General features: G+C 64.8%; 20 protein-coding genes. 11 read left to right on the top strand and 9 right to left on the bottom strand.

Annotation, left to right across the window (positions count from 1 at the left end):
- The first annotated feature begins 83 nt into the window (after positions 1 to 83).
- The 4 genes from glnH (at position 84) to ACNA0R_RS03290 (ending at position 3,327) form a co-directional block, all read left to right on the top strand.
- Positions 84 to 848 carry a glutamine ABC transporter substrate-binding protein GlnH gene (gene glnH / locus ACNA0R_RS03305; RefSeq protein ID WP_415824493.1) on the top strand — a complete coding sequence of 255 codons (765 nt, stop codon included), beginning with the start codon at positions 84 to 86 and terminating at the stop codon, positions 846 to 848.
- Positions 849 to 1,000: 152 nt separating this feature from the next.
- Positions 1,001 to 1,660, top strand: coding sequence for a glutamine ABC transporter permease GlnP (gene glnP / locus ACNA0R_RS03300; protein ID WP_415824492.1), 660 nt, complete (start codon positions 1,001 to 1,003; stop codon positions 1,658 to 1,660).
- On the top strand, positions 1,657 to 2,385 hold the full coding sequence (glnQ, locus tag ACNA0R_RS03295) for a glutamine ABC transporter ATP-binding protein GlnQ (protein ID WP_415824491.1): 729 nt from the start codon (positions 1,657 to 1,659) through the stop codon (positions 2,383 to 2,385). Before glnP ends, glnQ begins: the two co-directional genes overlap by 4 nt.
- A gap of 405 nt (positions 2,386 to 2,790) precedes the next feature.
- The gene (locus ACNA0R_RS03290) at positions 2,791 to 3,327 is read left to right on the top strand and encodes a putative adhesin (RefSeq protein ID WP_415824490.1); all 537 of its coding nucleotides are present in this window, start codon (positions 2,791 to 2,793) and stop codon (positions 3,325 to 3,327) included.
- A gap of 36 nt (positions 3,328 to 3,363) precedes the next feature.
- Here ACNA0R_RS03290 and ACNA0R_RS03285 read toward each other — a convergent pair whose 3' ends face one another.
- The 3 genes from ACNA0R_RS03285 to gmk are packed head-to-tail and all read right to left on the bottom strand — an operon-like array spanning position 3,364 to position 6,550.
- On the bottom strand, positions 3,364 to 5,664 hold the full coding sequence (locus tag ACNA0R_RS03285) for a RelA/SpoT family protein (RefSeq protein ID WP_415824489.1): 2,301 nt from the start codon (positions 5,662 to 5,664) through the stop codon (positions 3,364 to 3,366).
- A gap of 20 nt (positions 5,665 to 5,684) precedes the next feature.
- The gene (gene rpoZ / locus ACNA0R_RS03280; RefSeq protein ID WP_415824488.1) at positions 5,685 to 5,888 is read right to left on the bottom strand and encodes a DNA-directed RNA polymerase subunit omega; all 204 of its coding nucleotides are present in this window, start codon (positions 5,886 to 5,888) and stop codon (positions 5,685 to 5,687) included.
- A gap of 56 nt (positions 5,889 to 5,944) precedes the next feature.
- On the bottom strand, positions 5,945 to 6,550 hold the full coding sequence (gmk, locus tag ACNA0R_RS03275) for a guanylate kinase (protein WP_415824487.1): 606 nt from the start codon (positions 6,548 to 6,550) through the stop codon (positions 5,945 to 5,947).
- A gap of 215 nt (positions 6,551 to 6,765) precedes the next feature.
- Here gmk and ACNA0R_RS03270 point away from each other — a divergent pair, with 215 nt between their 5' ends.
- The gene (locus ACNA0R_RS03270; RefSeq protein WP_415824486.1) at positions 6,766 to 7,539 is read left to right on the top strand and encodes an SDR family oxidoreductase; all 774 of its coding nucleotides are present in this window, start codon (positions 6,766 to 6,768) and stop codon (positions 7,537 to 7,539) included.
- An 88-nt stretch (positions 7,540 to 7,627) separates the two neighbouring features.
- Here the strand turns inward: ACNA0R_RS03270 and ACNA0R_RS03265 are convergent, their stop codons facing one another.
- The 3 genes from ACNA0R_RS03265 to ACNA0R_RS03255 all read right to left on the bottom strand — a co-directional run bounded on the left by ACNA0R_RS03265 (position 7,628) and on the right by ACNA0R_RS03255 (position 11,152).
- Positions 7,628 to 8,215, bottom strand: a complete 588-nt coding sequence (locus tag ACNA0R_RS03265) for a C40 family peptidase (RefSeq protein WP_415824485.1) — start codon at positions 8,213 to 8,215, stop codon at positions 7,628 to 7,630.
- 242 nt (positions 8,216 to 8,457) lie between these two features.
- Complete coding sequence (locus tag ACNA0R_RS03260; protein WP_415824484.1) at positions 8,458 to 10,557, bottom strand: TonB-dependent receptor; 2,100 nt, start codon at positions 10,555 to 10,557, stop codon at positions 8,458 to 8,460.
- Positions 10,558 to 10,699: 142 nt separating this feature from the next.
- Positions 10,700 to 11,152, bottom strand: coding sequence for a hypothetical protein (locus ACNA0R_RS03255; RefSeq protein WP_415824483.1), 453 nt, complete (start codon positions 11,150 to 11,152; stop codon positions 10,700 to 10,702).
- 179 nt (positions 11,153 to 11,331) lie between these two features.
- Here ACNA0R_RS03255 and ACNA0R_RS03250 point away from each other — a divergent pair, with 179 nt between their 5' ends.
- A complete protein-coding gene (locus ACNA0R_RS03250; RefSeq protein ID WP_415824482.1) occupies positions 11,332 to 12,297 on the top strand; it encodes a bestrophin family protein in 966 nt (321 codons plus the stop codon).
- A gap of 55 nt (positions 12,298 to 12,352) precedes the next feature.
- Here ACNA0R_RS03250 and ACNA0R_RS03245 read toward each other — a convergent pair whose 3' ends face one another.
- On the bottom strand, positions 12,353 to 13,417 hold the full coding sequence (locus ACNA0R_RS03245) for a VWA domain-containing protein (protein WP_415824481.1): 1,065 nt from the start codon (positions 13,415 to 13,417) through the stop codon (positions 12,353 to 12,355).
- Positions 13,418 to 13,490: 73 nt separating this feature from the next.
- On the opposite strand from ACNA0R_RS03245, the gene ACNA0R_RS03240 reads away from it, so the two are divergent.
- From ACNA0R_RS03240 to ACNA0R_RS03220, 5 genes are all read left to right on the top strand, one after another.
- Positions 13,491 to 14,570 (top strand): S1C family serine protease, encoded by a 1,080-nt coding sequence (locus ACNA0R_RS03240; RefSeq protein WP_415824480.1) that lies wholly within the window; start codon positions 13,491 to 13,493, stop codon positions 14,568 to 14,570.
- A gap of 12 nt (positions 14,571 to 14,582) precedes the next feature.
- The gene (locus tag ACNA0R_RS03235; RefSeq protein ID WP_415824479.1) at positions 14,583 to 15,596 is read left to right on the top strand and encodes an AAA family ATPase; all 1,014 of its coding nucleotides are present in this window, start codon (positions 14,583 to 14,585) and stop codon (positions 15,594 to 15,596) included.
- Complete coding sequence (locus ACNA0R_RS03230) at positions 15,574 to 16,611, top strand: DUF58 domain-containing protein (protein WP_415824478.1); 1,038 nt, start codon at positions 15,574 to 15,576, stop codon at positions 16,609 to 16,611. The genes ACNA0R_RS03235 and ACNA0R_RS03230 overlap by 23 nt, the downstream gene beginning before the upstream one ends.
- A gap of 12 nt (positions 16,612 to 16,623) precedes the next feature.
- Positions 16,624 to 17,775, top strand: a complete 1,152-nt coding sequence (locus tag ACNA0R_RS03225; RefSeq protein ID WP_415824477.1) for a VWA domain-containing protein — start codon at positions 16,624 to 16,626, stop codon at positions 17,773 to 17,775.
- Positions 17,776 to 17,894: 119 nt separating this feature from the next.
- On the top strand, positions 17,895 to 18,659 hold the full coding sequence (locus ACNA0R_RS03220; protein WP_415824476.1) for a hypothetical protein: 765 nt from the start codon (positions 17,895 to 17,897) through the stop codon (positions 18,657 to 18,659).
- A gap of 43 nt (positions 18,660 to 18,702) precedes the next feature.
- Here the strand turns inward: ACNA0R_RS03220 and ACNA0R_RS03215 are convergent, their stop codons facing one another.
- Complete coding sequence (locus ACNA0R_RS03215) at positions 18,703 to 19,929, bottom strand: type II toxin-antitoxin system HipA family toxin (RefSeq protein WP_415824475.1); 1,227 nt, start codon at positions 19,927 to 19,929, stop codon at positions 18,703 to 18,705.
- Positions 19,926 to 20,237 carry a helix-turn-helix domain-containing protein gene (locus ACNA0R_RS03210; RefSeq protein WP_415824474.1) on the bottom strand — a complete coding sequence of 104 codons (312 nt, stop codon included), beginning with the start codon at positions 20,235 to 20,237 and terminating at the stop codon, positions 19,926 to 19,928. The genes ACNA0R_RS03215 and ACNA0R_RS03210 overlap by 4 nt, the downstream gene beginning before the upstream one ends.
- Between the last annotated feature and the right edge of the window lie 2,880 nt (positions 20,238 to 23,117).

Below are 23,117 nucleotides of genomic sequence, written 5' to 3'. Positions count from 1 at the left end.
ATCCTTCCCTTCGGCGTGCCGCCAACCCGCGGCACGCCCCGCAGCCCGTATCCCGGGCGCAGCTCAACAAAGGAGAGTCGAACATGCTCAATAAGAAATTCGCCGCGATGATGGCGGGGGTGTCGGTTGCCTGGTTTGCGATGACCACGCCCGCCGCCGCGCAAAGCGGCAGCGACAGGCAGCTGGTGGTTGCCACGGATACGGCCTTCGTCCCGTTCGAGTTCAAGCAGGGCAATACCTACACGGGCTTCGACGTCGATCTCTGGGCTGCCATCGCCAAGCAACTGAACCTGAAGTACAAGCTGCAGCCCATGGACTTCAACGGCATCATTCCGGGCCTGCAGACCAAGAACATCGACGTCGCGCTTGCCGGCATCACCATCCGCGACGACCGCAAGCAGGTGATCGACTTCTCCGATCCGTATTACGAAAGCGGCTTGTCCATCCTGGTCAACGCCGACAACAGCAACATCAAGAGCGCCGCCGATCTGGCCGGCAAGACCGTCGCCGTCAAGACGGGCACGGCCACGGTGGACTACATGCAGAAGAACGTCCCCTCCGCCAAGCTGAAGCTGTTCCCGAACATCGACAACGCCTATCTGGAACTGGCCACCGGCCGCGTCGACGCCGCGGTGCACGACACGCCCAACGTCCAGTACTACGCCAACACCGCCGGCAAGGGCCGCGTCAAGGTCGTCGGCAACGTCAAGAGCGGCGATTTCTACGGTATCGCCTTCCCCAAGGGTAGCCCGCTGGTTGCCGAGGTGAACAAGGCGCTGGCCACCCTGAAATCCAACGGCGAATACGACGCCATCTACACCAAGTGGTTCGGCAAGAAGCCGCAATAAGCCACCATCCTGGCGGTCGCCGGGCGCCTTGCTCTTGCTCGCGCATCATTCCGGCGATCCGCTGATTCTTCCGATTCACCCGCCGCGGCTGCGCCGCCTGCCACGATCGCTACGCCGATCCCGGGCGCGGGTTCCTATCTCAGGGGAAACATGTGAATTTCGATTGGTCCGTGATCTGGGCCGCCTTGCCCAATTTGCTCGACGGAACGGTGATGACGATCAAGATCACCGCCTGGGGGCTGATCGGCGGCTTTCTGCTGGGCGCGCTGGCCGGCGTCACCCGCGCCTATGCGCCGCGCTTTTTTGCCACCATCGCGCTGGTGTACGTCGCTGTGATCCGCGGCACGCCCATCGTGGTGCAGGTCATGTTCATCTACTTCGCGCTGCCGCTGATCGCCAGCGGCCTGCGCATCGACGCCGAACTGGCCGCCATCATCACGCTGATGATCAACTCCGGCGCCTATATCGCCGAGATCGTCCGTGGTGCTTTGTTGTCCGTGCCCAAGGGGCTCAGGGAAGCCGGCCAGGCCATGGGGCTGCCGTTCCACAAGATCCTTATCCACATCATCGGGCCCGTGGCGGTGCGCCGCATGATTCCGCCGCTGGGCAACCAGTGCATCATCAGCCTGAAGGACTCTTCGCTGTTCATCGTGATCGGGGTGGCCGAACTGACCCGCCAGGGGCAGGAGATCATGGCCAGCAACTTCCGCGCTGTCGAAATCTGGTCCGCCGTCGCGGTGATTTACCTCATCATCACCGGCCTGATGGCCGTGGGCCTGCGAATCGCCGAAAAGAGGATGCGCATCCTATGAGCATGGTTGAATTCAAGAACGTCATCAAGCGCTTCGGCGCGTCCACCGTCCTGAACGGCATTACGCTGAATATCGAGGCCGGCGAGGTCGTCGTAGTGGTGGGCCCTTCGGGCTCCGGCAAGTCCACCTTCCTGCGCTGTATCAATGTGCTGGAAACGATCGAGGACGGCGACCTGTTGGTCGACGGCCTCAGCGTCAAGGGCGACGCCGCCCAGATACGGGAGATCCGCCGCGAGGCGGGCATGGTCTTCCAGCAATTCAATCTGTTCCCGCAGATGACCGCGCTGGAAAACGTCATGTTCGGCCCGGTCCATACGCGCGGCACCGCGCGCGCGCAGGCGCGGATGGAAGCCGAGGCGCTGCTGGCCAAGGTAGGCTTGGACCAGCGCATGGGCCATTATCCGTCCGAGCTTTCCGGCGGCCAGCAGCAGCGCGTGGCCATCGCGCGGGCGCTGGCGATCAAGCCCAAGCTGATGCTGTTCGACGAGCCGACCTCGGCGCTGGATCCGGAGCTGCGGCACGAGGTCCTGAAGGTGATGCGCGACCTGGCGGAAGAGGGCATGACCATGGTGGTCGTCACCCACGAAATGGAGTTTGCCCGCCGCGTCGGCAGCCGCCTGCTGTTCATCGATGGTGGCAAGGTGGCCCATGACGGATCGCCGGAAACGCTGTTGTCCGATCCGCCCAGCCAGCGCCTGAAGGATTTTCTTCAGCACGTCGCCTGACGCCGGCGCACACGATCCGCCGTCTCGGGCAGGCCGGGGGCGGCAAGCTGCTTTACCCGGCGAGCGTGGGGCCTCTTCGGCGGAGATCCCCGGCCGCCGGCGTATCGAAGGCATATCCCAGAATCTTCGCATTTTGAAGAATGTGAAGGCCCAGCAATATAAGCGCTTCCATTGCTTATACGGATCGCTTTCGAAATGCCCGGGAATTTTGTCTTCAAGCCGCGCCTGACCAGCGCTTTCCCCTCATCCGCCGCGCCACGCCCCCAACGGTATCCGCAGCCGCCCGCGCCTTCCATCGCGCCCCGGCCCCGTCCGATCGCGCCGCTCGCGCCCATCGCGCGCCGGCCCGCGGCCAGCACCCATTTTCCCGCTGCGCCGGCGCCCGCGCGCGAAGAGAAGAAATATGTGTCCAGCACGCATTACGGCCGCTATGTGCTTTGGCAGGGCCGGAAAAACTCGGAGCTGGTGATTTCCTCGCACGGCAGTCACGTCGTGGGCGATAACCGCAGGCATATCGTTCCGTCCCGCATGGCCCTGCATTTTTATGGGCCCGATTACGCGGCCATCAACACCCATCTGGTCGACCAGGCCTTCATAAGGGAGAACGTCGCCTCCCATCCCTATGAAATCAGGTCGGCCGGCCAGGCCTACCTGGATTACGAGCTGAGCAAGATCCAGGTGCGGCCCGGGAAAGGAAAGGGCGAAACCTATAACCACATCATCGAGTGTCTGTCAGGCTATGACCTTGTGACCATAGAACAGCTGGACGACGACGGCCCGTACGAGCATATATTGCTATCCGAGCTGATCACCCACCTGGTTGCCAAGGGGCACCGGTATTCCCGGATACATTGCTTTTTCTGCCGCTCGCTGCGCGCCAGCGATCTCAGGCGCCATCCTTCGTTGGAGCAGTTCGTCAGGCCCGCGTACGTGGTCCGATGATGTGGCCGGGCCGGCAGCCCATTCCACGGCGTGGCGTCAGCCCTTTACCCGGACGATTTTTTGTACCTGCGGCACGTGTCGTATGGCCCGTATCACCTGCGCCAGGTGCTTGCGGCTATCCACCTGCACGGTCACGTGCAGCGACACCGTGGCCACGGCGTCGTCGTGCATGGTCACATGCACGATGTTGGCATCCGTGGCCGTGATCTCCGCGGCCAGCCTGCCCAGCACGCCGCGTTCGTTGCGGGTAACGATGTCCAGGCGGGTGGACAAATGCTTGGCGGTCTGCGTATCCCACGCGACATTGATCCAGCGTTCCGGTTCGCGCGCCCGTTGGCGTGCCGCGACGGGGCAATCGGCGGTGTGTACGACCAGCCCATGTCCCAGCCGCATGCCGGCGATGATGGGGTCACCGGGCAGGGGGCCGCAGCATGGCGCCAGTTGCACGGCCTGGCCTTCGTTGCCCTGGATCAGGATGGGGGCGCTGCGTGCGGCGGTGATCTCGTCCACCGCGGCCGCGGTGGTGGCGATCAATTCATGTTCCGGCGCGAAGCGCCGTGCCACCACGGCCGCCAGCCGCTTGCCCAGGCCGATATCGGCCAGGATTTCGTCGCGCGAACTGGCGCCGGTGCTGCGCGCCAGCTTTTCCCATTCGGGATCGTCGGCCGGCGGCAACGATAGATGCAGCTCCTGCAGCGCCTGCGTCAGCAGCCGTTCGCCAAAGGCCACCGACTCGGCATACTTGACCGTACGCAGGTAATGGCGGATTTCGGACCGCGCGCGTCCGGTGCGTACGTAATTCAGCCACTGCGCATTGGGCCGCGACGCCGGTGACGTAATGATTTCCACCGTATCGCCGCTGGAGAGCTCCGTGCGCAGGGGAATGAACTCGTTGTTGACCTTGGCCGCCACCGCCTGGTTGCCGATGTCGGTATGGATGGCGTAGGCGAAGTCCACGGGCGTCGCGCCGCGCGGCAGCGAAATGATCTTGCCATGCGGCGTGAACACATAGACGGCATCCGGGAACAGGTCCACCTTGACGTGTTCCAGGAATTCGCTGGAGTCGCCGGTCTGGCTTTGAATGTCCAGCAGCGATTGCAGCCACTGGTGCGTGCGCTTCTGCAAGTCGTTCAGCGACACATCGGCGCTCTTGTACAGCCAATGCGAGGCCACGCCTTCTTCCGCCACGTGGTGCATGTCGCGGGTGCGGAACTGGAACTCCACCGGCGTGCCGTAGGGGCCGACCAGCGTCGTGTGCAGCGACTGGTAGCCGTTCACCTTGGGAATGGCGATGTAGTCCTTGAACTTGCCCGGCACCGGTCGATACAGCTGATGCAGCGTGCCCAAGGCCAGATAGCATTCGGGCAGGGTGTGCACGATCACGCGAAACCCGTAGATGTCCAGGACTTCCGAGAAAGTCTTTTTCTGGTCCACCATTTTCCGGTAGATGCCGTACAGGGTTTTTTCGCGGCCGCTGACTTCCGCCTCGATGCCGGCGGCGGGCAGGGCGGCGCGCACGGCGTCCTCGATTTTGCTGATCACTTCCCGGCGGTTGCCGCGCGCGGCCAGAACGGCCTTGTACAGCACCTGGTAGCGATTGGGATACATCGCCGCGAAGCACAGATCCTGCAGTTCGCGAAACAGCAGATTCAGGCCCAGGCGGTGGGCGATCGGCGCGTAGATGTCCAGCGTTTCGCGGGCGATGCGGCGCCGCTTTTCCGGCGCCACGGCGTCCAGGGTGCGCATGTTGTGCACCCGGTCGGCCAGCTTGATCAGGATGACGCGGACGTCGCGCGCCATGGCCAGCAGCATCTTGCGGAAGCTTTCCGCCTGCTGTTCGGCCTTGGTGGCGAAATCCAGCCGGTCCAGCTTGGACAGGCCGTCCACCAGTTCGGCGACTTCGGGACTGAAGCGTTCGGCCAGCTCGTGCTTGGTGACGCCCTGGTCTTCCATGACGTCGTGCAGCAGGGCCGCGGACAGCGCATTGGCGTCCAGCTTCCAGCCCGCGCAGATTTCGGTGACGGCGATGGGGTGGGAAATGTACGGCGCGCCGCTGGCGCGGAACTGGCCCAGGTGCGCCTGGTCGGCGAAGCGATAGGCTTCGCGTACCCGTTCCACGTCCTTGGGTTCCAGGTACGTGCCGATGATTTCAGTCAGCGGCGCCAGCGATGCGACAGGCGGGGACGCCGGGGTTTCCGCGGCCTGCTGAATTGCCGCCGCGATGGGAGAGGGCGCGGTTTTACCGGATTTGCGGCCGGGCCGCCGGCCCAGGCGCGAGCCCGCGCGCAGCGCGGCCAGCAGACCGGTAGAGGCGTATTTCAGTGCGGGGAAGGCCATGCGCCACCTCCCGGCCGCGATCAGGTCGGCACTTTCCGCAGCATTTCAGCGCCGGTCATCCCCCTGGCGATTTCGCGGAGCGCGGTCACCGTCGGCTTGTTTTTGCTATCCAGGCGGGGAGCGTGGCCTTGAGCCAGTTCGCGCGCGCGGTAGGTGGCAGCCAGGGTCAGCGTGAAACGATTCGGAATGTTGGTCAGACAATCTTCAACGGTAATGCGAGCCATAGTGGGTCACCTGAAATACGACAAATTGATGAAATACCGAAGGCTGCGCCCTGGACTCAGTGGGGCGCCGAGATACCCAGTTGGGAAAAAAGCTGAGCGTGGCGGACGGCTTGAGAGGAGAAGCGCAACCTGGCCGCATTGACAATCTGCGTTAGTTCTTGCAATGCGACGCTAAATTCTTGATTAATAATAACATATTCGCACTCAGGCGCATGGGCGATTTCGCCCCCGGCGGCCAGCAGCCGGCGCGCGATCACCGAATCCGAATCCTGGCCGCGCGCCTTCAGGCGGCTTTCCAGTTCGTCGATGGACGGCGGCAATATGAAAATGCCGATGGCGCCCGGAAACCGCTGCCGCACCTGGCGCGCTCCCTGCCAATCGATCTCCAGCAGCACGTCATGGCCGTCGCGGGTGCTCCGCGCAATGCCATCCACCGGCGTTCCGTAGAAGTTCCCATGGACCTCCGCCCATTCCAGCAGGGCGTTGTCTTCGCGCATGCGGTCGAATTCCGCGACGCTGACGAAGCGGTACTCGCGGCCGTCCTGCTCTCCCGGCCGCGGCGGGCGGGTCGTGCACGAAACCGACAGGCGGATCGCCGGGTCACGTTGCAACAATTCGCGTACCAGGCTGGATTTGCCGGCGCCGCTGGGCGCGACGACCATAAAAACGTTTCCAGGCGAGGCAGGATTTCCGGCGGAGGCGGGCATTTCAGTCGACGGTTCGGTGGCTCGGGCGCGCCGCCTGGGCCGGCCGGCGCGGCTGGCGCTGGTGGCGGGCCCGGGGCAGGCGGTCTGCGGACGGGACGTAAAGGATAACAAATCGTCGCAGTGCGGCGCCATGGAGTAGGATGCGCGGTATTTTCCTACAGGAGACTAGGATGAATCCGAACGGCAGGCGCGGCGAGGGCAAGGTTGCGGTGGTCACGGGCGCGGGTAGCGGCATAGGCAGGGCCGTTGCGCTGCAGTTGCTGGCCGAAGGCTATCGGGTAGTCCTGGCCGGACGGCGCGCGGAACCGCTGGAAGAAACCCGCGCGGCGGCCGGCGCCGACGCGGAGCGCGCCCTGGCGGTGCCGACGGACGTCTGCAGCGAAGACTCGGTGCGCAATCTGTTTGATCAGACCAGGTCGGCCCATGGCCGCCTGGACGTGCTGTTCAACAATGCCGGCCGCGGCGCACCCGCTGTCCCCATCGAGGAACTGCCGGTGGAGACCTGGCGCAGCGTGGTCGATACCAACCTGACCGGCATGTTCCTGTGCGCGCAGGCGGCGATACGGATCATGAAGGACCAGCAGCCGCGCGGCGGCCGCATCATCAACAATGGTTCTATCTCGGCGCACACGCCGCGGCCGTATTCCATTGCCTATACGTCGACCAAGCACGCGGTGACCGGCCTGACCAAATCCATCTCGCTGGATTGCCGTCAGTACGACATCGCCTGCGGGCAGATCGATATCGGCAACGCGGCGACGCCCATGACCGACCGCATGGTCGCGGGGGTACTGCAACCGGACCATACGGTGCGGCCGGAGCCGCGCATGGACGTGGCCCACGTGGGCGACGCCGTGGCGGCCATGGCGGCGCTGCCGCTGGATGCCAACGTGCAATTCATGACCATCATGGCGACCAAGATGCCTTTCCTGGGCAGAGGCTGACGACGACCGGGCTGAGCCGGGCCGGCGGCCGTGTGCGCGATCGGGCACGCCGCCGCGGCTGTGCGGCGGCGGCGCGTCCGGCGCGGCGCTATCGGGAGTTCGATGCCACGGTCACACCGCCGGCATTGCCAGGGGTGATATAGCGGCGCGCGCCATTGAAGCGCTTGGACCAGTAGGCGCTGTCCAGCGTATCGATACGGACTTTTTCGCCACGCGTTGGCGCGTGCACGAATTCGTTGTTGCCGATATAGATGCCGACGTGCGACGTCTGGTTCTGGCGGCGGATGCCAAAGAACACCAGGTCGCCGGGCTGCAACTGGGCGGTCTTCACCGCGCGGCCTTCGGCGCGCTGGTCGCGCGCGCGGCGCGGCAGATCCATGCCGGCCACTTCCTTATAGATGAAGCTGACCAGGCCGCTGCAATCGAAACCGGTGTCCGGATCGTCGCCGCCGTAGCGGTAGCGGGTGCCCAGTGCGTCCAGCCCGGCGGCAACCACGCGGTCGCGCAGCGAGGGGACGGTAGGAAGATCGGTGGGGGAAAGGCCCTTCAGTGTAGCCAGGGCGTCTGACGAAATCATCGCGCCGGCGGTGCCGGGCAGGCTGGAGAGGGCGATGGTCAGTAGGGCAGCGGGAAGAAAAGCGCGGGAAAAGGTAGAGCGTCTCGTCGGCGGCGTCATGGATCACTACAGGAAATCGGAGTGGAATGGCGTGGCTTCAACTGCGTTCAAGCCGGCGGATGCGGAAATAGTTCGCGAATCGGATTATATAACGGAAATATTTCTTACATCTGCGGGGAAGATCTTGCTATCTCGCGCATCCTGGCGGCAATTAGTGACATCCCTGTGGGAGGGTGAAATCGGGCCGTAACAGCCGCCGGGGCGATGTGCGTAGGCAACCGGCCCCGGCGCATGACAAATCCTCAGAAACTGGCGCGCAGCCCCACCATCACCGCGCGTCCGCCTTCCGGCGCGACGTCCCGCAGCACCGACGTCGCATAGCGGATTTCCTGGTTCGTCAGGTTGGTGCCGCGCAGGTAGGCCTGCCATTGCGTCTTGTCGACCTTGAACGAATAAGTCAGGTCCGCGTCCAGCTTGTAGTAGCCGTCGGTACTGTCGTCATTGTCCGGATGGCGATGCTGGGCAAAAGCCTTGGTGAACGAGACGCCGGCGCCCCAGGCGCCATGGCTGTAGTCCAGGCCGAAGCCCAGGCGCAGCGGCGGGATGCGGGGCAGCGGCTCGCCGGTGTCGCTGTTGCGGGCATTGGTGTAGTCGCCGGACAGCAGCAGATCCAGCGTGTGCGCGCCATGATCCAGCACGCGGAAGGTGCTTTCCGCCTCGAAGCCGTAGAAGTCCGCCGGCACGCCGCGATAGACGGCCTGCGACAGCGCATCGTCCGTGCCGCGCGGGACGATTTCGCCTTCATCGTCGGCGAACAGCCCCGTATTCACTTCTGTAATGTAGTTGCGGAAGTGGCTGTAGAACACGCCGACGCTGCCATGGTGCGGGCCGCTCTTGAACCGCAGCCCCAGGTCGCCGGAGAACGAACGTTCCTTGGATAGCGAGGGGTCGCCTATCAGGTATTGCCCGGTCGCATCATGGGGGCCATTGGCGTAAAGCTCATAGAAGGTAGGCGCGCGTTCGGTGTAGGAAGCATTGGCCGCCAGCGACCAGACGCTGTCGAGCTTGTAAACCGCGCCCAGCGCCAGGCTGCCGGCGGTGAAGTCGCGTTTGGAGGCCGCGTCGAATTTTTCGATGCCGCCGGCCGACGGCGACAGCCGGGTGTATTCGACGCGGCCGCCCAGGCTCAGGTTCAGCCTGTCCGTCACGTCCCACTGCTCGACGTCGAATAGCGCGAAGGAATCGGTGGCGGTGGTCGGCACCAGGCTTTCGTCGCCCAGCGCGGAAAAACGCGTCTGGCTGACCTGCAGGCCGAGCGCGCCATGCAGCGGACCCAGATCGCGATGCTGCGCCTCGACGCGGGCTTCGTAGCCATGGTTCTTGAACACGGTCCCGGTGACGCCGTCGTCCACTTCCCGATGCTTGTAGTCGGTGTACGCGAAGTCGAACTTCAGGCTTTTGAACGGGCCATCCAGGTCGTCGATCTTGCCGGTGGCGCCAAAGCGTTCCTGGCGCATTTTCAAGCGAACGGCGTCTTCGGCCACCGAGCCGTAGTCGGAGTCGTAGCCGCTATAGGAGATCCCCGCATAGCCGCTGTCTCCGGTCCACGCCATTCCCACGCCGCCGCCATGCACGGAGCCATCGCTGTTGGGCAGGTGGCCGCGCGGCTGGTCCATGTCCGGATTGTCCTGCGCGCGCAAGGCGGACGATCGGGCGTAGCCGGGAATGCGCAGCTCGTCCGTCGTGCGGCCGAAGGCGTCGGCGCGGATCGCGAACTTGCCGTCGCCGCCTTCCAGCTGGACCGCGCCCGAACGGCTGTCGTTGGCGCCGCCCCAATCGCCTTGCATCTGCCCATGGATGCCCTGCACCGGTTCGGTCGGGATGCGGTCGTCGATGACGTTGACCACGCCGCCCACCGCGTTGCCACCGTAGAGCAGCGCCGCCGGACCGCGGACGATTTCGATGCGGCTGGCGCTCATCGGATCCAGCGGCACGGCGTGATCGAAGGACAGCGATGAGGCATCCACCGAGCCCAGGCCGTTGTTCATGATGCGGATGCGGTCGCCATCCATGCCGCGAATGATGGGACGTCCCACCATCGGACCATAGGTGGTGGTGGATATGCCGGGCAGGCCGTTCAGCGTCTGGCCCAGGGTGTCGGCGCGCCGCAGATCCAGCCCGGTGCCTTCCAGCACGGTGGTCGGCGCCGCGATCTCGGCGCTGCCCAGCGGGTTGCCGGTCGTGATGACCGTGGGCAGGGTCACGGTGGGCGGTGGTGCGCTCGGGTTGGCGCTCGGCGACGGAGCGCCGGCGTCCTGGGCGCGCGCGGCGGACGCGGCGCAAATGGCGAGCGTGGCGCTTAGCGACAAGGCGAGCGGAAAGGCGTGGGAATGTTGGGACATTATGTTTTCGTGGACGAAGAGAGGACGCGCCGGACCGCAAGGCGGTCAGGTGAGAGGGCGATATGTGAGACGGCTCGGGTTCGAGCTCGGGCCTGACGCCCGAGCCCTCGGGCCGCGGGCTCGACGGCTCAGGCCTCGGCGTTCAATGCGAAGCGGCGAAGCGGGGTTCGCGCCCCGGCGGCGCTCGCGCCAGGATCCACGGCGTCTCGGTGGCCAGGCGCATTGCCAGCGGCAAAGGACCGGGAGAATCCGCCGCCGCGGGGGCAGCCTGCGCCCATGTCGCGCCGGGCAGGACCTTATCCAGGAACTGCCATTCATCGCACACATGGCAGTGCGCCGCCGCGCCATGGCGGTCGTCGTCCCGATCCGGCGCGGCATCGCGATCGAATTCGTGATCCCCCTTCATGCCGGGCGAGGCTATGCGCGTTTCCGCGGCCAACGCCAGGTGCGACATGGCATGCAAGGTCGCGCCCACGGGCCCGAACATCACCGTCAGCCATAGCCATAGCAGGGCGGCGACGCGTACGGTCGGACGCCTTGCTAGGGACGTGAAAGGACGGTGCACCTGCGACAACTGCTTTCCCCGGTTCGACATGAAGAGGGTGTTCGCCTGGCCGCTGGAGGGCTTCCAGGCGGCTGGCCGCGCCCTTTGGGACGGAAGCCTCGGCGCGGTTTTTTCACCCTTTTTGTAATGATATATTATTTCAAATAGGATTCGGGTGAAATATGAAACGGCCCTCGCACCCGGCACGACCGGCGGTATGATGCGACCCCATGATCGTGCGCCCTAAAACCGGCTGGTTCCGCATGTTGTTCGCCTGGGAAAACTCAGTGCAGAACACCATCCTGGCCCCATTGGCCATCATCTTCGTGCTTTCGCTCGCGGCCCTGTGGGGATATCGAAGCAGCGACGCATTCCTGTTCGCCCTGAGTCCGGTGCCGTTTTCCCTGATCGGGGTGGCGCTGGCCATCTTCGCCAGCTTCCGCAATAACGCCTGCTACGAACGGTATTGGGAAGGACGCAAACAGTGGGGAACGCTCACGGCGACCACGCGCGATCTGGTGCGCTTTGCGGTCACGGTGCCCGGGCCTGCCGGTGTTCCGACGGCCGCGGCCGATACCCAGGCGCACGCCGGTGGCGCGACGCAGGATGCCCGCCAGGTCGTCGCGCTGCTCACCGCCTTCGTGCAAGTTCTCAAGCACCAACTGCGCGACTCGGATCCCGCCGAAGTCCTGCGCACGCTCGTCGGCGAGACGCAGGCCCGCGAAATCCTGGGCCTGGCCTATCGCCCGTATGGCTTATTGGCGCTGGTGCAGCGGCGGATCGTCGCCTGGCATCATGAGCGGCGTATCGGCGACGTCCTGCTGGCCGCGGCGCTGGCGCATATCGACACGCTGACCCAGGCGGCCGGCGCCTGCGAGCGCATCAGAACCACGCCGGTACCGTATCCCTATGAAGTCCTGCTGCACCGGACCACCTATTTCTACTGCGTGCTGCTGCCCTTGGGGCTGGTGGAAAGCGTAGGCTGGGCGACGCCTATCATCGCGGTATTCATCTCCTACGCTTTCCTGGCGCTGCACACCATCGCCGGCGAGCTGGAAGATCCCTTCGGGCAGGATGCCAACGACCTGCCGCTGGACGCCCTGGCCATCCATATCGAACGCTCCATGCGGGAAGCGGTGGGCGATACCGATCTGCGTCCCGTGCCGGTGCCGGACGCGCGCTACCGCCTGGACTAGCCCTCGATCCCGTTCTGGGCCGCCTCTCAAGCCCGGGCCACGATACGACGGCGGATCATCGCCGGAACCACAGCACCGAAAGTATGCATGCGATGGCCAGTAGCACGCCCGCCGCCGCTGCCAGCAAGGCGCTGATCTCCGTCTCGCGCCGCTCCAGCGAGAACCGCGTGCTCAGCTTGCTGTACACCTGGCTCAAGTCCGCGGCCGAACCCGCCTGGAAGTATTCGCCGCCCGTCAGTTTCGCCACGGCACGCAGCGTGGTCTCGTCCAGCTGCATGAAATATGACCAGCCTTCGCCGCCGATGCTGGCGCCTTGCTGCGTGCCGAAGCCCACGGTGTAGATGCGTACGCCGCGCTTGGCCGCCATGCGGGCGATTTCCATGGGATCGGGTCCGGTCGTGCGGCGGCCATCGCTGAGCAGGATGATCGCGCCGTTGCGGTATGAGCCCGGCTCCCTGGCGGGGCGCTCCTGCTCGCGCTTGAGCGCGTCGTTCGCCGCGCCCGCGCTGCCCAGGGGCGCCGCGTAGGGGCCGAAGCGCGACGCCGGGTCGTTCAGCAGCAGGGAATCGAACTCCATCCGCTCTTCGGGAAACAACGTGGCCAGCGCCACGATCAGGCCGCTGCCCGTCGCCGTGCCGCGTTGCAATTCGAACCGGTCGATCGCATCCAGCATGTCCTGGCGATTGTCGGTGGGCGGCTGCACCACGGTGGCCGCCGCGGCAAAGGCGACGATGCCCAGGCGTACGCTGGCCGGCAGGTCCTTGATGAAACCGCGCGCGGCGTCTTGCGCGGCGCTCAGCCGCGTCGGTTGCACGTCGGCGGCTTCCATGCTGCGCGATACGTCCATCGTCAGCACCAGCGTCAGCGTGTCGGCGGGTAGCGTGACGGTCGCGCTGGGACGCGCGCATGCGAGCAGGGCGGCGCCCAGCGCCAGCCAGAACAGGAAAGGAGGGACGTGTCTTCGAAGCCGCTGGCCAGGCCCCATTGCGGTGCGCGCGATGGCAAGGCTGGGGTAGATCACGGCGGCTTTCTTGCGCCGCGCCAGCACGTAGAAGTAAGCGGCGGCAAGCAAGGGCAGCACCAATAGCAGCCAGAGCAATTCGGGCCAGAGAAACCTCATACAGTTCTCCTTGGCGCATGGATGCGACGATGGTACTGTACTTCCACGACGAGGCGGAATTCCGGTGGCAACGATGAAAAGGGTTGCGATATACGGATGGGTAGCGGCGGCGGTCGCGGCGGTTTTCGTGGCCGGCCTGGGCACAGCCTGGCTGATGCAGCCCAAGCTTCGTGTGTTGACGCAGAAGGACATCGACGCCGCTGTCCTGCACACCCTGGAAACCAAAAGCCTGCCTTCGCGTACGGCGCGCGCGGCGGACGCCGTGCGGCCGTCCGTGGTCGAAATCATCGGCTATCCGCAGGTCGACGAGAAAACCGGCGCGGCGCCGGACGATAAGTCGGCGGATGCCGCGAAGCCGCAGGGCCAGCAGGACGCGAAGAGGCCCGAGGCCGGCAAACCGGACGGCAACAACCCGGCTGCGAACGGTCCGGCGAACGCTCCGGCCAATGGCCCGGCGAGCAACCCGGACGCCGGCCGCGCCGACAGCCGGCGCGCGGATGCCGCCCCGCCGAGCGCGGCTCCGAAAGGCGACAAGCCAGGCACCGACAAGCCAGGCACCGACAAGCCAGGCACCGACAAGCCAGGCGACAAGGACGACCCGGAAGACAAGGAGGAGGCGGTCAACATCGGCTCCGGCGTGGTCATTACCGACCAGGGCATCATCCTGACCAACTTCCACGTCATCGCCGGCGCCCGTCGTCTCAAGGTCCGGTTCTATGACGGCCACGAATCGGACGCCACGGTGGTGGGCGCCCAGCCCGAAAAAGACCTGGCCGTCATCCGCGCGGCATCGCTGCCGGATGATCTGCCCGCCGCCACCCTCGGCTCCAGCCGCAATCTGGCGCCGGGCGACGAAGTCGTCGCGGTCGGCTTCCCCTTCGGCATCGGCCCGTCGGTATCGGCCGGCGTGGTCTCGGGACTGAACCGCCAGTTCGTATCCCCCGAAAGCAAGCAGGATCTCGATCACCTGATCCAGTTCGACGCGGCCGCCAACCCCGGCAACTCCGGCGGACCGCTGGTCAATATGGATGGCGAGGTGGTGGGCATCGTGACTGCCATCCTCAATCCCACCAACAGCAAGACTTTCCTCGGCATCGGCTTTGCCACGACGATAGAAAGCGCGGGCAGCGCCGTCGGCATTTCTCCCTTCTAGACGCGGAGGCATATGAACGACCAACCCATGGGCGCGGCGGACAGCGCCAATCTGATGGAGCGCCTGCTGTACGAGGTGAAGCGCGTGGTCGTCGGCCAGGACCACTTCCTGGAGCGGGTGCTGGTCGCCATCCTGGCGCGCGGTCATCTGCTGGTGGAAGGCGTGCCGGGCCTGGCCAAGACGCTGACGGTCAATACCCTGGCCCGCACCATGCGCGGCTCCTTCAAGCGCATTCAGTTCACGCCCGACCTGCTGCCGGCGGACCTGGTCGGCACGCGAATGTACAACCAGCGGACCGGCGAGTTTTCCACCGTGCTCGGGCCGGTGTTCGCCAATCTGCTGCTGGCCGACGAGATCAATCGCGCGCCGGCCAAGGTGCAGAGCGCGCTGCTCGAAGTCATGCAGGAAAGGCAGGTGACGATCGCGGGCGAGACGCACCCGGTGCCCGCGCCTTTTCTGGTGATGGCCACGCAAAACCCGATCGAAACCGAAGGCACCTACCCCTTGCCCGAAGCGCAGATCGACCGCTTCATGATGAAGGTCCTGGTCGGCTATCCGACCGAAGAGGAAGAGGTCGTCATCGTCAACCGCTTCACCGGATCGTCGATAGGCGTGAACCCCGTCGCGACGCCGGCGCAGCTGGCGCGCCTGCAGGAAGAATGCCGCCGCGTGTATGTGGATCCCGGCTTGATCCAGTACGCGGTAAGAGTCGTTGCCGCCACGCGTACGCCAGGGCGCTTCGGCCTCGCGGGCATGGACCGCTACGTGTCGTTCGGCGCGAGCCCGCGCGCCAGCATAGGGCTGATCGAAGGCGCGCGCGCGCTGGCCTTTCTGCGGGGCCGGGATTACGCGCTGCCGGAGGACGTGATCGACCTGGTGCCCGACGTCCTGCGCCATCGTTTGGTGCTTTCCTACGAAGCCTTATCCGACGGCGTTACCGCCGATCAACTGATCGTGCGTATTCTGCAGGCCATGCCGGCGCCCGAGCGCCCCTTGGAATCCCATGTTCGGGTGGCGGAAGCCTAGCCGGCGCGCCCAGGGCGTCGATGGCGCGGCGTCGGACGCGCCGGGGGATGGCGCATCCGGCGGCGCGCCGGACGACGGCGCGTCCGCGTCCGCCGCTCGCACGCGGCGCGCGGACGCGCTGGTGCGGCGCCTGGAGTGGACGGTGATCCGCCGTCTGGATGGTTTGCTGCAAGGCGATTACCGCACGCTGTTTCGCGGCTTCGGCATCGACTTCGCCGACCTGCGGGAGTACCAGCCCGGCGACGACGTGCGCTACATCGATTGGAATGTGACGGCGCGGCTGCAGACGCCTTATGTGCGCGAGTTCCAGGAAGACCGCGAGATCGCCGCCTGGTTCTTGCTGGACTTGAGCGGGTCGGTGGATTTCGGTTCGGGCGACGTGCGCAAGCGAACCTTGCTGGGCGATTTCACCGCGGTCATGGCACGTCTGCTGACACGCCACGGCAACCGCGTGGGCGCCATGCTCTATACCGGTGCGCAAGGCGCGCGGCCGTCGGTCGTGCCCGCCAGGGCGGGCAGGCGGCATCTGCTGCATCTGCTCGACCGCATGCATGCGGCTCCCGCGGCGGCGCGGGGCGAGACGCGCCTGGCCGATCTGCTCGGTCATGCGCGCGGCGTGGTCAGCCGGCGTTCCGCCGTGTTCGTCGTCTCCGACTTCATCAGCGCGCCCGGTTGGGAAACATCGCTGGGATTGCTGGCGCGGCAGCACGACGTGGTTGCCGTGCGCCTGGTCGATCCCTTGGAATCGGCCTTGCCCGATCTGGGGCTGGTCGTGCTGCAGGACGCGGAAACCGGCGAGCAATTGCTGGTGGATACCCACGATGCGGCATTCCGCAAGCGTTTCATCGAGGCCGCCGCCGTGCGCGAAGCCGAGCTGCGCGACGCTTACGCGCGTGCCGGCGTGGCCTGCCTGTCGCTGGCCACGGATGAGCGGCTGGACCTGGCGTTGCTGAAGTTCGCCCAGCATCGCCGCCGCCCGGGCGGCGATGGCGCCGTCCCGCCCGATCGGTCGTAGGCCTGAGCCGCCATGAACGCCCTGCCCACCATCAGCTTTATGTGGCCGCGCATGCTGTGGCTGCTGGTCCTCGTCCCGCTACTGGTTGTGCTTTACGTGTGGCACGATAGGCGCCGGCGCCGCGCGGCGGCGCGCTATCCGGCATTGCGGATCAGCGGGCTGCGCGCCCAGGGCGGCGCGGGATGGCGGCGGCATTTTCCCGCCGTGCTGATCCTGCTGGCGGTGACGTCATTCCTGCTGGCGGTGGCGCGGCCGCAGGCCTTGATGATGCTGCCGTCGCGGCTGCAGACCATCATCCTGGCCATGGATGCTTCCGGCAGCATGCGGGCCGAGGACATCAAGCCCAACCGCATCCAGGCCGCGCGGCAGGCGGCCAAGCTGTTCGTCGAGGCGCAGCCGGCGGACGTCAGCATCGGCGTCGTCGCCGTGGCAGGTACGGCGTCGGTGGCGCAGGCGCCCAGCCGCCGCAAGGAAGACGTCGCCGCCGCGCTGGATCGCCTGCAGCCGCAGCGCGGCACGGCGCTGGGCAACGGACTCATCATCGCGCTAGTGACGCTGCTGCCCAAGGCGGGCATCGATGTTGATCGTTTCATGAATGAGAGCATGAAGGAAGACAAGGACAAGCCCGCGCTGCGGGCGGAGGGGCCGCGCAATGCGGCCCGTGGTACGGCGGGTCAGGCGTCCAATGGGACGTCCAATGGCGCCTCCAATGGGGCCGCCAATGGCCAGGCGCTGCCCCGAGAAGGCCCCAATGCCGGATCCGCGCCCGACAATTCCGGCGCCATCGTGCTGCTGTCCGACGGCGAAAGCAACACCGGCCCGGAAGCGATCCAGGCCGCCCAGGTCGCGGCCGAGCATGGCGTGCGCATCTACACGGTCGGCATAGGCACGCCGGAAGGCGTGGTCATCACCGTCGACGGCTGGTCCTCTCGCGTGCGCCTGGACGAGGCCGTATTGAAGAAAGTCGCCGATGTCACCGGCGGCGAATACTTTCGCGCGGAAGACGCGGAAGGGCTGAAGAAGGTCTACGGCATACTCAGCGCGCGGCTGGCCTTCGACAAGCAGGACATGGTCGAGATCACGGCCTTGTTCGCCGCATTGGGGGCGATACTGGCCACGTGCGCGGGCTTGATTTCCTTATGGTGGTTTGGACGCGTGCTTTAAGAAGCCGATCGAGCACGACACAAAAAAGTCCCCACGCCGCGCCAGTAACCCGGCTTGCTGGCCCCCAAGAGGGGCTTTTTTGCCTTGGGGCGGGGCTGCCGACCTACGCGAACATCCCGGTGAGCGAACAGGGCGTGTGGTTCCAGGTGTATGGCGATGGCACGCCCACGCGAGGGGACTTCACGATCCAGGCCACGCAGTACGGGGGCACGCAGAGCCTGGGCAGCTCCACGCCGGTGCCGTACCACGTGGGTGGCACGGTGAGCGTGGCGATCGATGCGCCGCTGGAAGGCGAGAACGTGTATCTGCCATACACGATCAGCGGCACGGGCACGGCGGGGGACACGGTGAAGGTGGAGATCGCGGGGATCTCGCCGCGCTCGGCGCCGGTGTTGGGCGACGGGACATGGTCGTTGATTTACACCGCCAATGAAGATCCGAACCCGCCGGGCGCGCGCGCGGCGGTGGCGACGCAATACGCGGGCAGCGAGCAGACGGGCCAGACGCCGCCGAGGAACTTCACGCTGGTGGCCGGACCGGCGCCGGCGGCCTTGATTACCTTCCCGCAGGACGGCGCGGAGTTGCGCACCAACGGCGGGCGGCTGTACCCGGTGATGGGTACGGCCGCGGCGGGCGGCCAGGTCACGGTGTCGCAGAAGGGCCGGCAGGGCGGTCCGGTGACGGTGGACGTGGACGAGGGCGGGAACTGGAACACCGGCGCGATCTTTACGCCGCCGCCGCCGATCAACGATGCGCAGCACTGCACGCGCAACCACAGCGCCTGCAAGAGCGACCCGGGCACGGTGATGGCCACGGAGTATTACGGCGGGCAGAAGATCAACGAGCACACCATCACTGTCTATGGCGTGGTGACCTTTAACTGACGCTTGCCGGACTGAAATACATCACGCCAATCGAACCCGGTAATCATTCCGCCGCGAGACGCCGACGGCAGGATTCGATCGCCACCTTCATTTGCCGCACCGTCAATCGGCGGATGGGAAAATCCGCTGCCCGACGCTCGAACGTCCCAGCCTGTTCCAATGTTTGGTCGATGATGGCTCCGGCCGCTTTCAGCGGTAAGCCACCATCCGCGGCCAGACGCAGCAGATGGCCGCGCTCGATGGCATCGCCTTCGCCGCAAATGTCCATATGGTGCTGGCCCATCGGCCCTACACTGAAAGTCAAATCAAAAGCCGGCGCCACGCGCCACCGCCGGTTTTTGCCGAGCCGCCACGCAAAATTCTTGGGGTGATCGTCACGATTGTGGAAAACCACATTGAAGACTGCTCGCGCATACGCCTGGCGAACTTCGCGTTCATCATGGGTCAGCAACCGGGTGGCTCGCAGGAAAGCGGTGTAATCCGCGCTGCCGGGAAGACGGAAATCGACTTGCAGCAGGCCGGCCAGGCTGTGCACGGGCACACGCAGCGCCTGTAGGCGATCGAAGCGGGCCGTGCCGAATGCCGCCAGTTTGGGCGACAAGTCGAACCAGGCGCTGTCCGGAACATCCAGGCCGCATGCTTTAGCCAATTCCGCATACAACTGTTCTATGGCGCAGACTTCCTTGTGTTCGTCCTGGGCGGGAAACTTCACGAGCCAGGGTTCGCCCGGGGCATCCCCACGCGTGCTTATGTGCCCAGTCGCGGCATCGTACTGAACCAATGCCTTGGGGCGCGCGCCTTGTGGTGAACCCCCTGTCAGCACCAGTTCGCGCAAGGCAACGCCGGCTTCTCCGCTCAATGCACGCTGGCTTTCCTGGGCCAGGGCAAGCAGATTCCAGTCCGGTGCGTGCGCCTCGGGTTCCTCCGCAGGAGCGAAACGCAGGGCCCCCATGGCGCGGTCGCCAATGAAGGCGAGGCGGTCCAGCGGTCCCGGATGACGCATCCCCCGCTGCCGAAACAGCCTGTCCATCAGCAGCAGACCCCACCCATCGGGAAGACTGTCGGCGATCAGGCCAGGCAAGCGATGCAGGTACGGTGGGAAGCCGCCGTAGGCTGGCGCGCGCAACTTCAGATGCAAGGGCGACAATTCGAGGCCCTGCGCCAATGCTTCGGAGGAATACTCGAACAGCAGCGTGGTCCCATCGTCGGCCAGCCGTCCCAGAGGCCATTCCTCGCCCCAACCGCAGTAGTGAATAGTCAGTCGCTTCATGGGCGTCCGCGGCGCGGCGCGCGTTGCCGTTGGCTGGCGAGTTCGGCTTGTTCCATCTGGGCGATGGACTGCCGCTTGAGCGTGAACAGCTCTTCCAGATCGCCCGCAAGTCCCAATGCCTGCACCGTGCGCACCATGGTTTCCATGGAGGACAGGCCGCTGTCTTCCAGCTTGCGCAGCGCCCCCAAGGACAATCCCGCCATTTCGGCCAGCTCCCGCTGGGACAGGCTTTGAGCCAGCCGCTGCGCGCGCAGGCGAAGGCCTAAAGCGTGCAGAATCTCTCCTGTGGTGGCCAATTTAAAAGTCATAATAATGTGATTTATCTGGCTAAATCAATGTTAATGAATATTTTAATGAATCTTTAGTGGCGGGGGCAAGGTCAGTTTTCTGTGTGCCGTCGGAATGTCTTCGCGAGCCGGGATGCGTAGCACCGCACGCGCAACCCCTAGGGTCGATGCTTCAGTCAGTGGGATGCAACGTAAATCAAAACATTTTTCCGCCAACTAAAACCGGTGATCGGCCCGTTCCGATATGTTGGTACATACAGCGCAGCGGATGCATACCCCAGGTACTTGTTGCCGAAACAATGCAAGGTCATCGCAGCGCCTCGCATTTCGTTTGCATATCGTAGGGAGTCGGATTGCGCACACGCATGTGTTGTCGCTGGACTGGGGCATGGTGCCAAAGGCGCCTGGTTGCGCGCGCGTGTCTGGCCATGGCGCTGATCATGGTGGCGGGATCGGTCGTCGCATCCACGGCCGCGCCCGGCAGTATCCCGAGCCCCGGCCACATCATGTCCGGCGAGCGATGGCCTGCACGCTTCGGTCCTCCTCCATTACGCGAGCCGCTTGTACCAGAAGAGAAGGGCGCGGGCATAGTCGGCATCGAAGTAGCCGATCCCCAGTCTACCGGAAGCTGGATATTTTCATGTACCGGCTTCGTTGCATGGCAGGCCGCTGACAGCCACGATTCGTCCAAGACGCGTGACTATGTTCTTACGGCGTATCACTGTTTGCCATCGGACATCCAGATTCCGGCGTCCCAAGATGCCTGCGTGGATGCCCAGTCGAACCCGAAGATAAGGAATATTCGTATCGACTATCGGACGGATAGGCGTCGGCACAACACATTGGTTTCTTCGATATGCCGGCAGCCCCAGCAGGATGGCTATGGGAGCGATGTGCTGTTATTGATAAGCGAACCCAAAGATGACCTAACCAACCTAAGCAATATATGGCCGTTGGCGCGCGGTGAATTGCCCCTTGAGCGGCCGCTTGAGGTGGGAAGCGTTCAGGTGTACGGATACGGCTTTTCTTTGCCGGACAGAGTGCCTTATTTTCTGACCCGAGGGAAAATGACTATAACGTTCTTGGGAAAGATCTTTGACGCATTGAGCGGCGACGGTATCGGCATGGAGGGACCGGCCACATCGGGAATCGTGGCCGGCGGGTCCGGTGGGCCCATCGTCTACCACGATCTTTACAGTCTCGCGCTGATATCTTCTACGGGGGTGCGGCCAGATCTAACAAATGCCCAGATCGCCTCGGTCGAGGCGTCATTGGTGAATCCGTACTGGGTGCAGAGAAAAGCTTCGAGCGTTTTCATTACCGAGCCTGCCCCGGGACGATATATCGCTGTCGGGCAGCCTGCCTACCTGGATGTGCGAGGCATGGGCCCGCCTGGCGCGACATTGCACGTCTGGATGGACGACCTGTGGTGCCTGGGGCCCGGCGGTGTGGTACAGGCCGACGCTATGGGCCATTGGGAGTGCTGGATAGTCGCGCCTTCGATGCCGCGGCCTGGAAGTCCGGCTGAAGGGACATATATTCAGGCTTCGATAGAAGGTCCGCCTTATCTGGCGGTGGACCTGGTGCACCTGTTCTACGGTGATTCGGGTGTTGTGCAGTTCTCCGCGCCGACCGCCACTTCTGGCAATTATGCAACCGAGGGCCGGCATCTCGTGGTGCGAGACTTTACCGTTCGAGGAACCGGCGCCGCCACGTCTTCGCTCAATATCATCAGCACGAAGAAGAGCAGCGGTAGTTCCGCGTGGGCATGTAGAGATACTGCGCCAACCGATATGTGGATGTGGACTTGCCCGTTCCAGATCGGGTCTGATGGAGATGCATACTGGTTGACGGCACGCCAACGCTTGGCTACAGGAGCGGGCCAGATTGTGTCCCGGACGGAGCAGACCGATTATCTTGCCGACAGCCGGGACATTACGCCGGTAAAAATAATCACGCCGCAGGACAACAGCATAGTGGCCGCGTGGTCTCCGGTGAAGCTCGACGGCGATTCGGGGGCCGATTCCGCTGTGGAGGTGTCCGCGCGCCTTGCAGCACTCGCTCACATTAAGGACCCGGCGAACTATGCCGCAATGCTGAACATCAGGAGTTCCACGCCTCTGCGCGTGCGGCAGTTTACCAATGGGCTGCCGATCGATTCCGACCAGGTATTCGTATATCTACAACCCGGTACGGAGTTTTCCATTAGCGCGCCGCGCGCCGCAAGCGACGGCGCCTATAAGCCGGACGAGGATGTCAATGTATCGGGCACCGGTAGTCCAAGGCTCAAGGCCCATGTCGACCAGGTCGATAAAGACAAGCGGAAGATCGAGGGCGGATACACCTGCGACACGAATGTTGCGGACGATGGTTCGTGGAAATGTCCTGATTTTGGCAATAAGGCGCAGGCGACCTACTGGTTGCTCGCGGAGCTGCGTGATCCGAACGACGCCACGAAGGTGTATCAGTCGCTGACGCGCGAATTCAAGATCGCCGCATTGGCGGATGTGACTACGCCGCAAAGCGGCGCGACCGAGGAGAAGGGCTTGTTGGTCGCGACGGGCACGGGCCAGCCCGGAGCGACGCTGAAGATCAGCGACAAGGGATCATCGCCGACGCTGCCGCCGGCGGCGCTGGTGAAGGACGCGGCGCTATGCACCAGCGGGCCGGTCACGGTGTCGGCGAATGGCACGTGGCGCTGCCAGGTGATGGTGCTGGAAGAGGGCGCGCGCGCATTCACGGTCGATGAGTATGTGGACGGGCGGTATTTCAATACGGTCACGCATCCGTACACGGTGGAGGACAACAACAATAACAACAACGACAACCCGAACGTGCAGGATCCACCGGCCAACGGCATGGCGCCGCCCGTTCCCGGCGGCGGTGGNGGCGGCGCCATCG

It is taken from the genome of Bordetella sputigena (genome assembly GCF_965137885.1).
Classification (GTDB): Bacteria; Pseudomonadota; Gammaproteobacteria; order Burkholderiales; family Burkholderiaceae_B; genus Bordetella_C; species Bordetella_C sputigena.
Note: the sequence above shows the minus strand (reverse complement) of the source record. Positions and strands in the feature narration are given on the sequence as shown.

Excerpts from the sequence above, each read along its gene's own strand:
- ACNA0R_RS03285 (WP_415824489.1), bottom strand. The coding sequence starts at position 5,664 with ATGGCCTTCCCCGCACTGAAATACGCCTCTACCGGTCTGCTGGCCGCG.
- ACNA0R_RS03210 (WP_415824474.1), bottom strand. The coding sequence starts at position 20,237 with ATGACTTTTAAATTGGCCACCACAGGAGAGATTCTGCACGCTTTAGGC.
- ACNA0R_RS03215 (WP_415824475.1), bottom strand. The coding sequence starts at position 19,929 with ATGAAGCGACTGACTATTCACTACTGCGGTTGGGGCGAGGAATGGCCT.
- glnH (WP_415824493.1), top strand. The coding sequence starts at position 84 with ATGCTCAATAAGAAATTCGCCGCGATGATGGCGGGGGTGTCGGTTGCC.
- rpoZ (WP_415824488.1), bottom strand. The coding sequence starts at position 5,888 with ATGGCTCGCATTACCGTTGAAGATTGTCTGACCAACATTCCGAATCGT.
- glnQ (WP_415824491.1), top strand. The coding sequence starts at position 1,657 with ATGAGCATGGTTGAATTCAAGAACGTCATCAAGCGCTTCGGCGCGTCC.
- ACNA0R_RS03260 (WP_415824484.1), bottom strand. The coding sequence starts at position 10,557 with ATGTCCCAACATTCCCACGCCTTTCCGCTCGCCTTGTCGCTAAGCGCC.
- ACNA0R_RS03245 (WP_415824481.1), bottom strand. The coding sequence starts at position 13,417 with ATGAGGTTTCTCTGGCCCGAATTGCTCTGGCTGCTATTGGTGCTGCCC.
- ACNA0R_RS03250 (WP_415824482.1), top strand. The coding sequence starts at position 11,332 with ATGATCGTGCGCCCTAAAACCGGCTGGTTCCGCATGTTGTTCGCCTGG.
- gmk (WP_415824487.1), bottom strand. The coding sequence starts at position 6,550 with ATGGTCGTCGCGCCCAGCGGCGCCGGCAAATCCAGCCTGGTACGCGAA.
- ACNA0R_RS03240 (WP_415824480.1), top strand. The coding sequence starts at position 13,491 with ATGAAAAGGGTTGCGATATACGGATGGGTAGCGGCGGCGGTCGCGGCG.
- ACNA0R_RS03230 (WP_415824478.1), top strand. The coding sequence starts at position 15,574 with ATGTTCGGGTGGCGGAAGCCTAGCCGGCGCGCCCAGGGCGTCGATGGC.
- ACNA0R_RS03255 (WP_415824483.1), bottom strand. The coding sequence starts at position 11,152 with ATGTCGAACCGGGGAAAGCAGTTGTCGCAGGTGCACCGTCCTTTCACG.
- ACNA0R_RS03270 (WP_415824486.1), top strand. The coding sequence starts at position 6,766 with ATGAATCCGAACGGCAGGCGCGGCGAGGGCAAGGTTGCGGTGGTCACG.
- ACNA0R_RS03235 (WP_415824479.1), top strand. The coding sequence starts at position 14,583 with ATGAACGACCAACCCATGGGCGCGGCGGACAGCGCCAATCTGATGGAG.
- ACNA0R_RS03265 (WP_415824485.1), bottom strand. The coding sequence starts at position 8,215 with ATGACGCCGCCGACGAGACGCTCTACCTTTTCCCGCGCTTTTCTTCCC.
- ACNA0R_RS03225 (WP_415824477.1), top strand. The coding sequence starts at position 16,624 with ATGAACGCCCTGCCCACCATCAGCTTTATGTGGCCGCGCATGCTGTGG.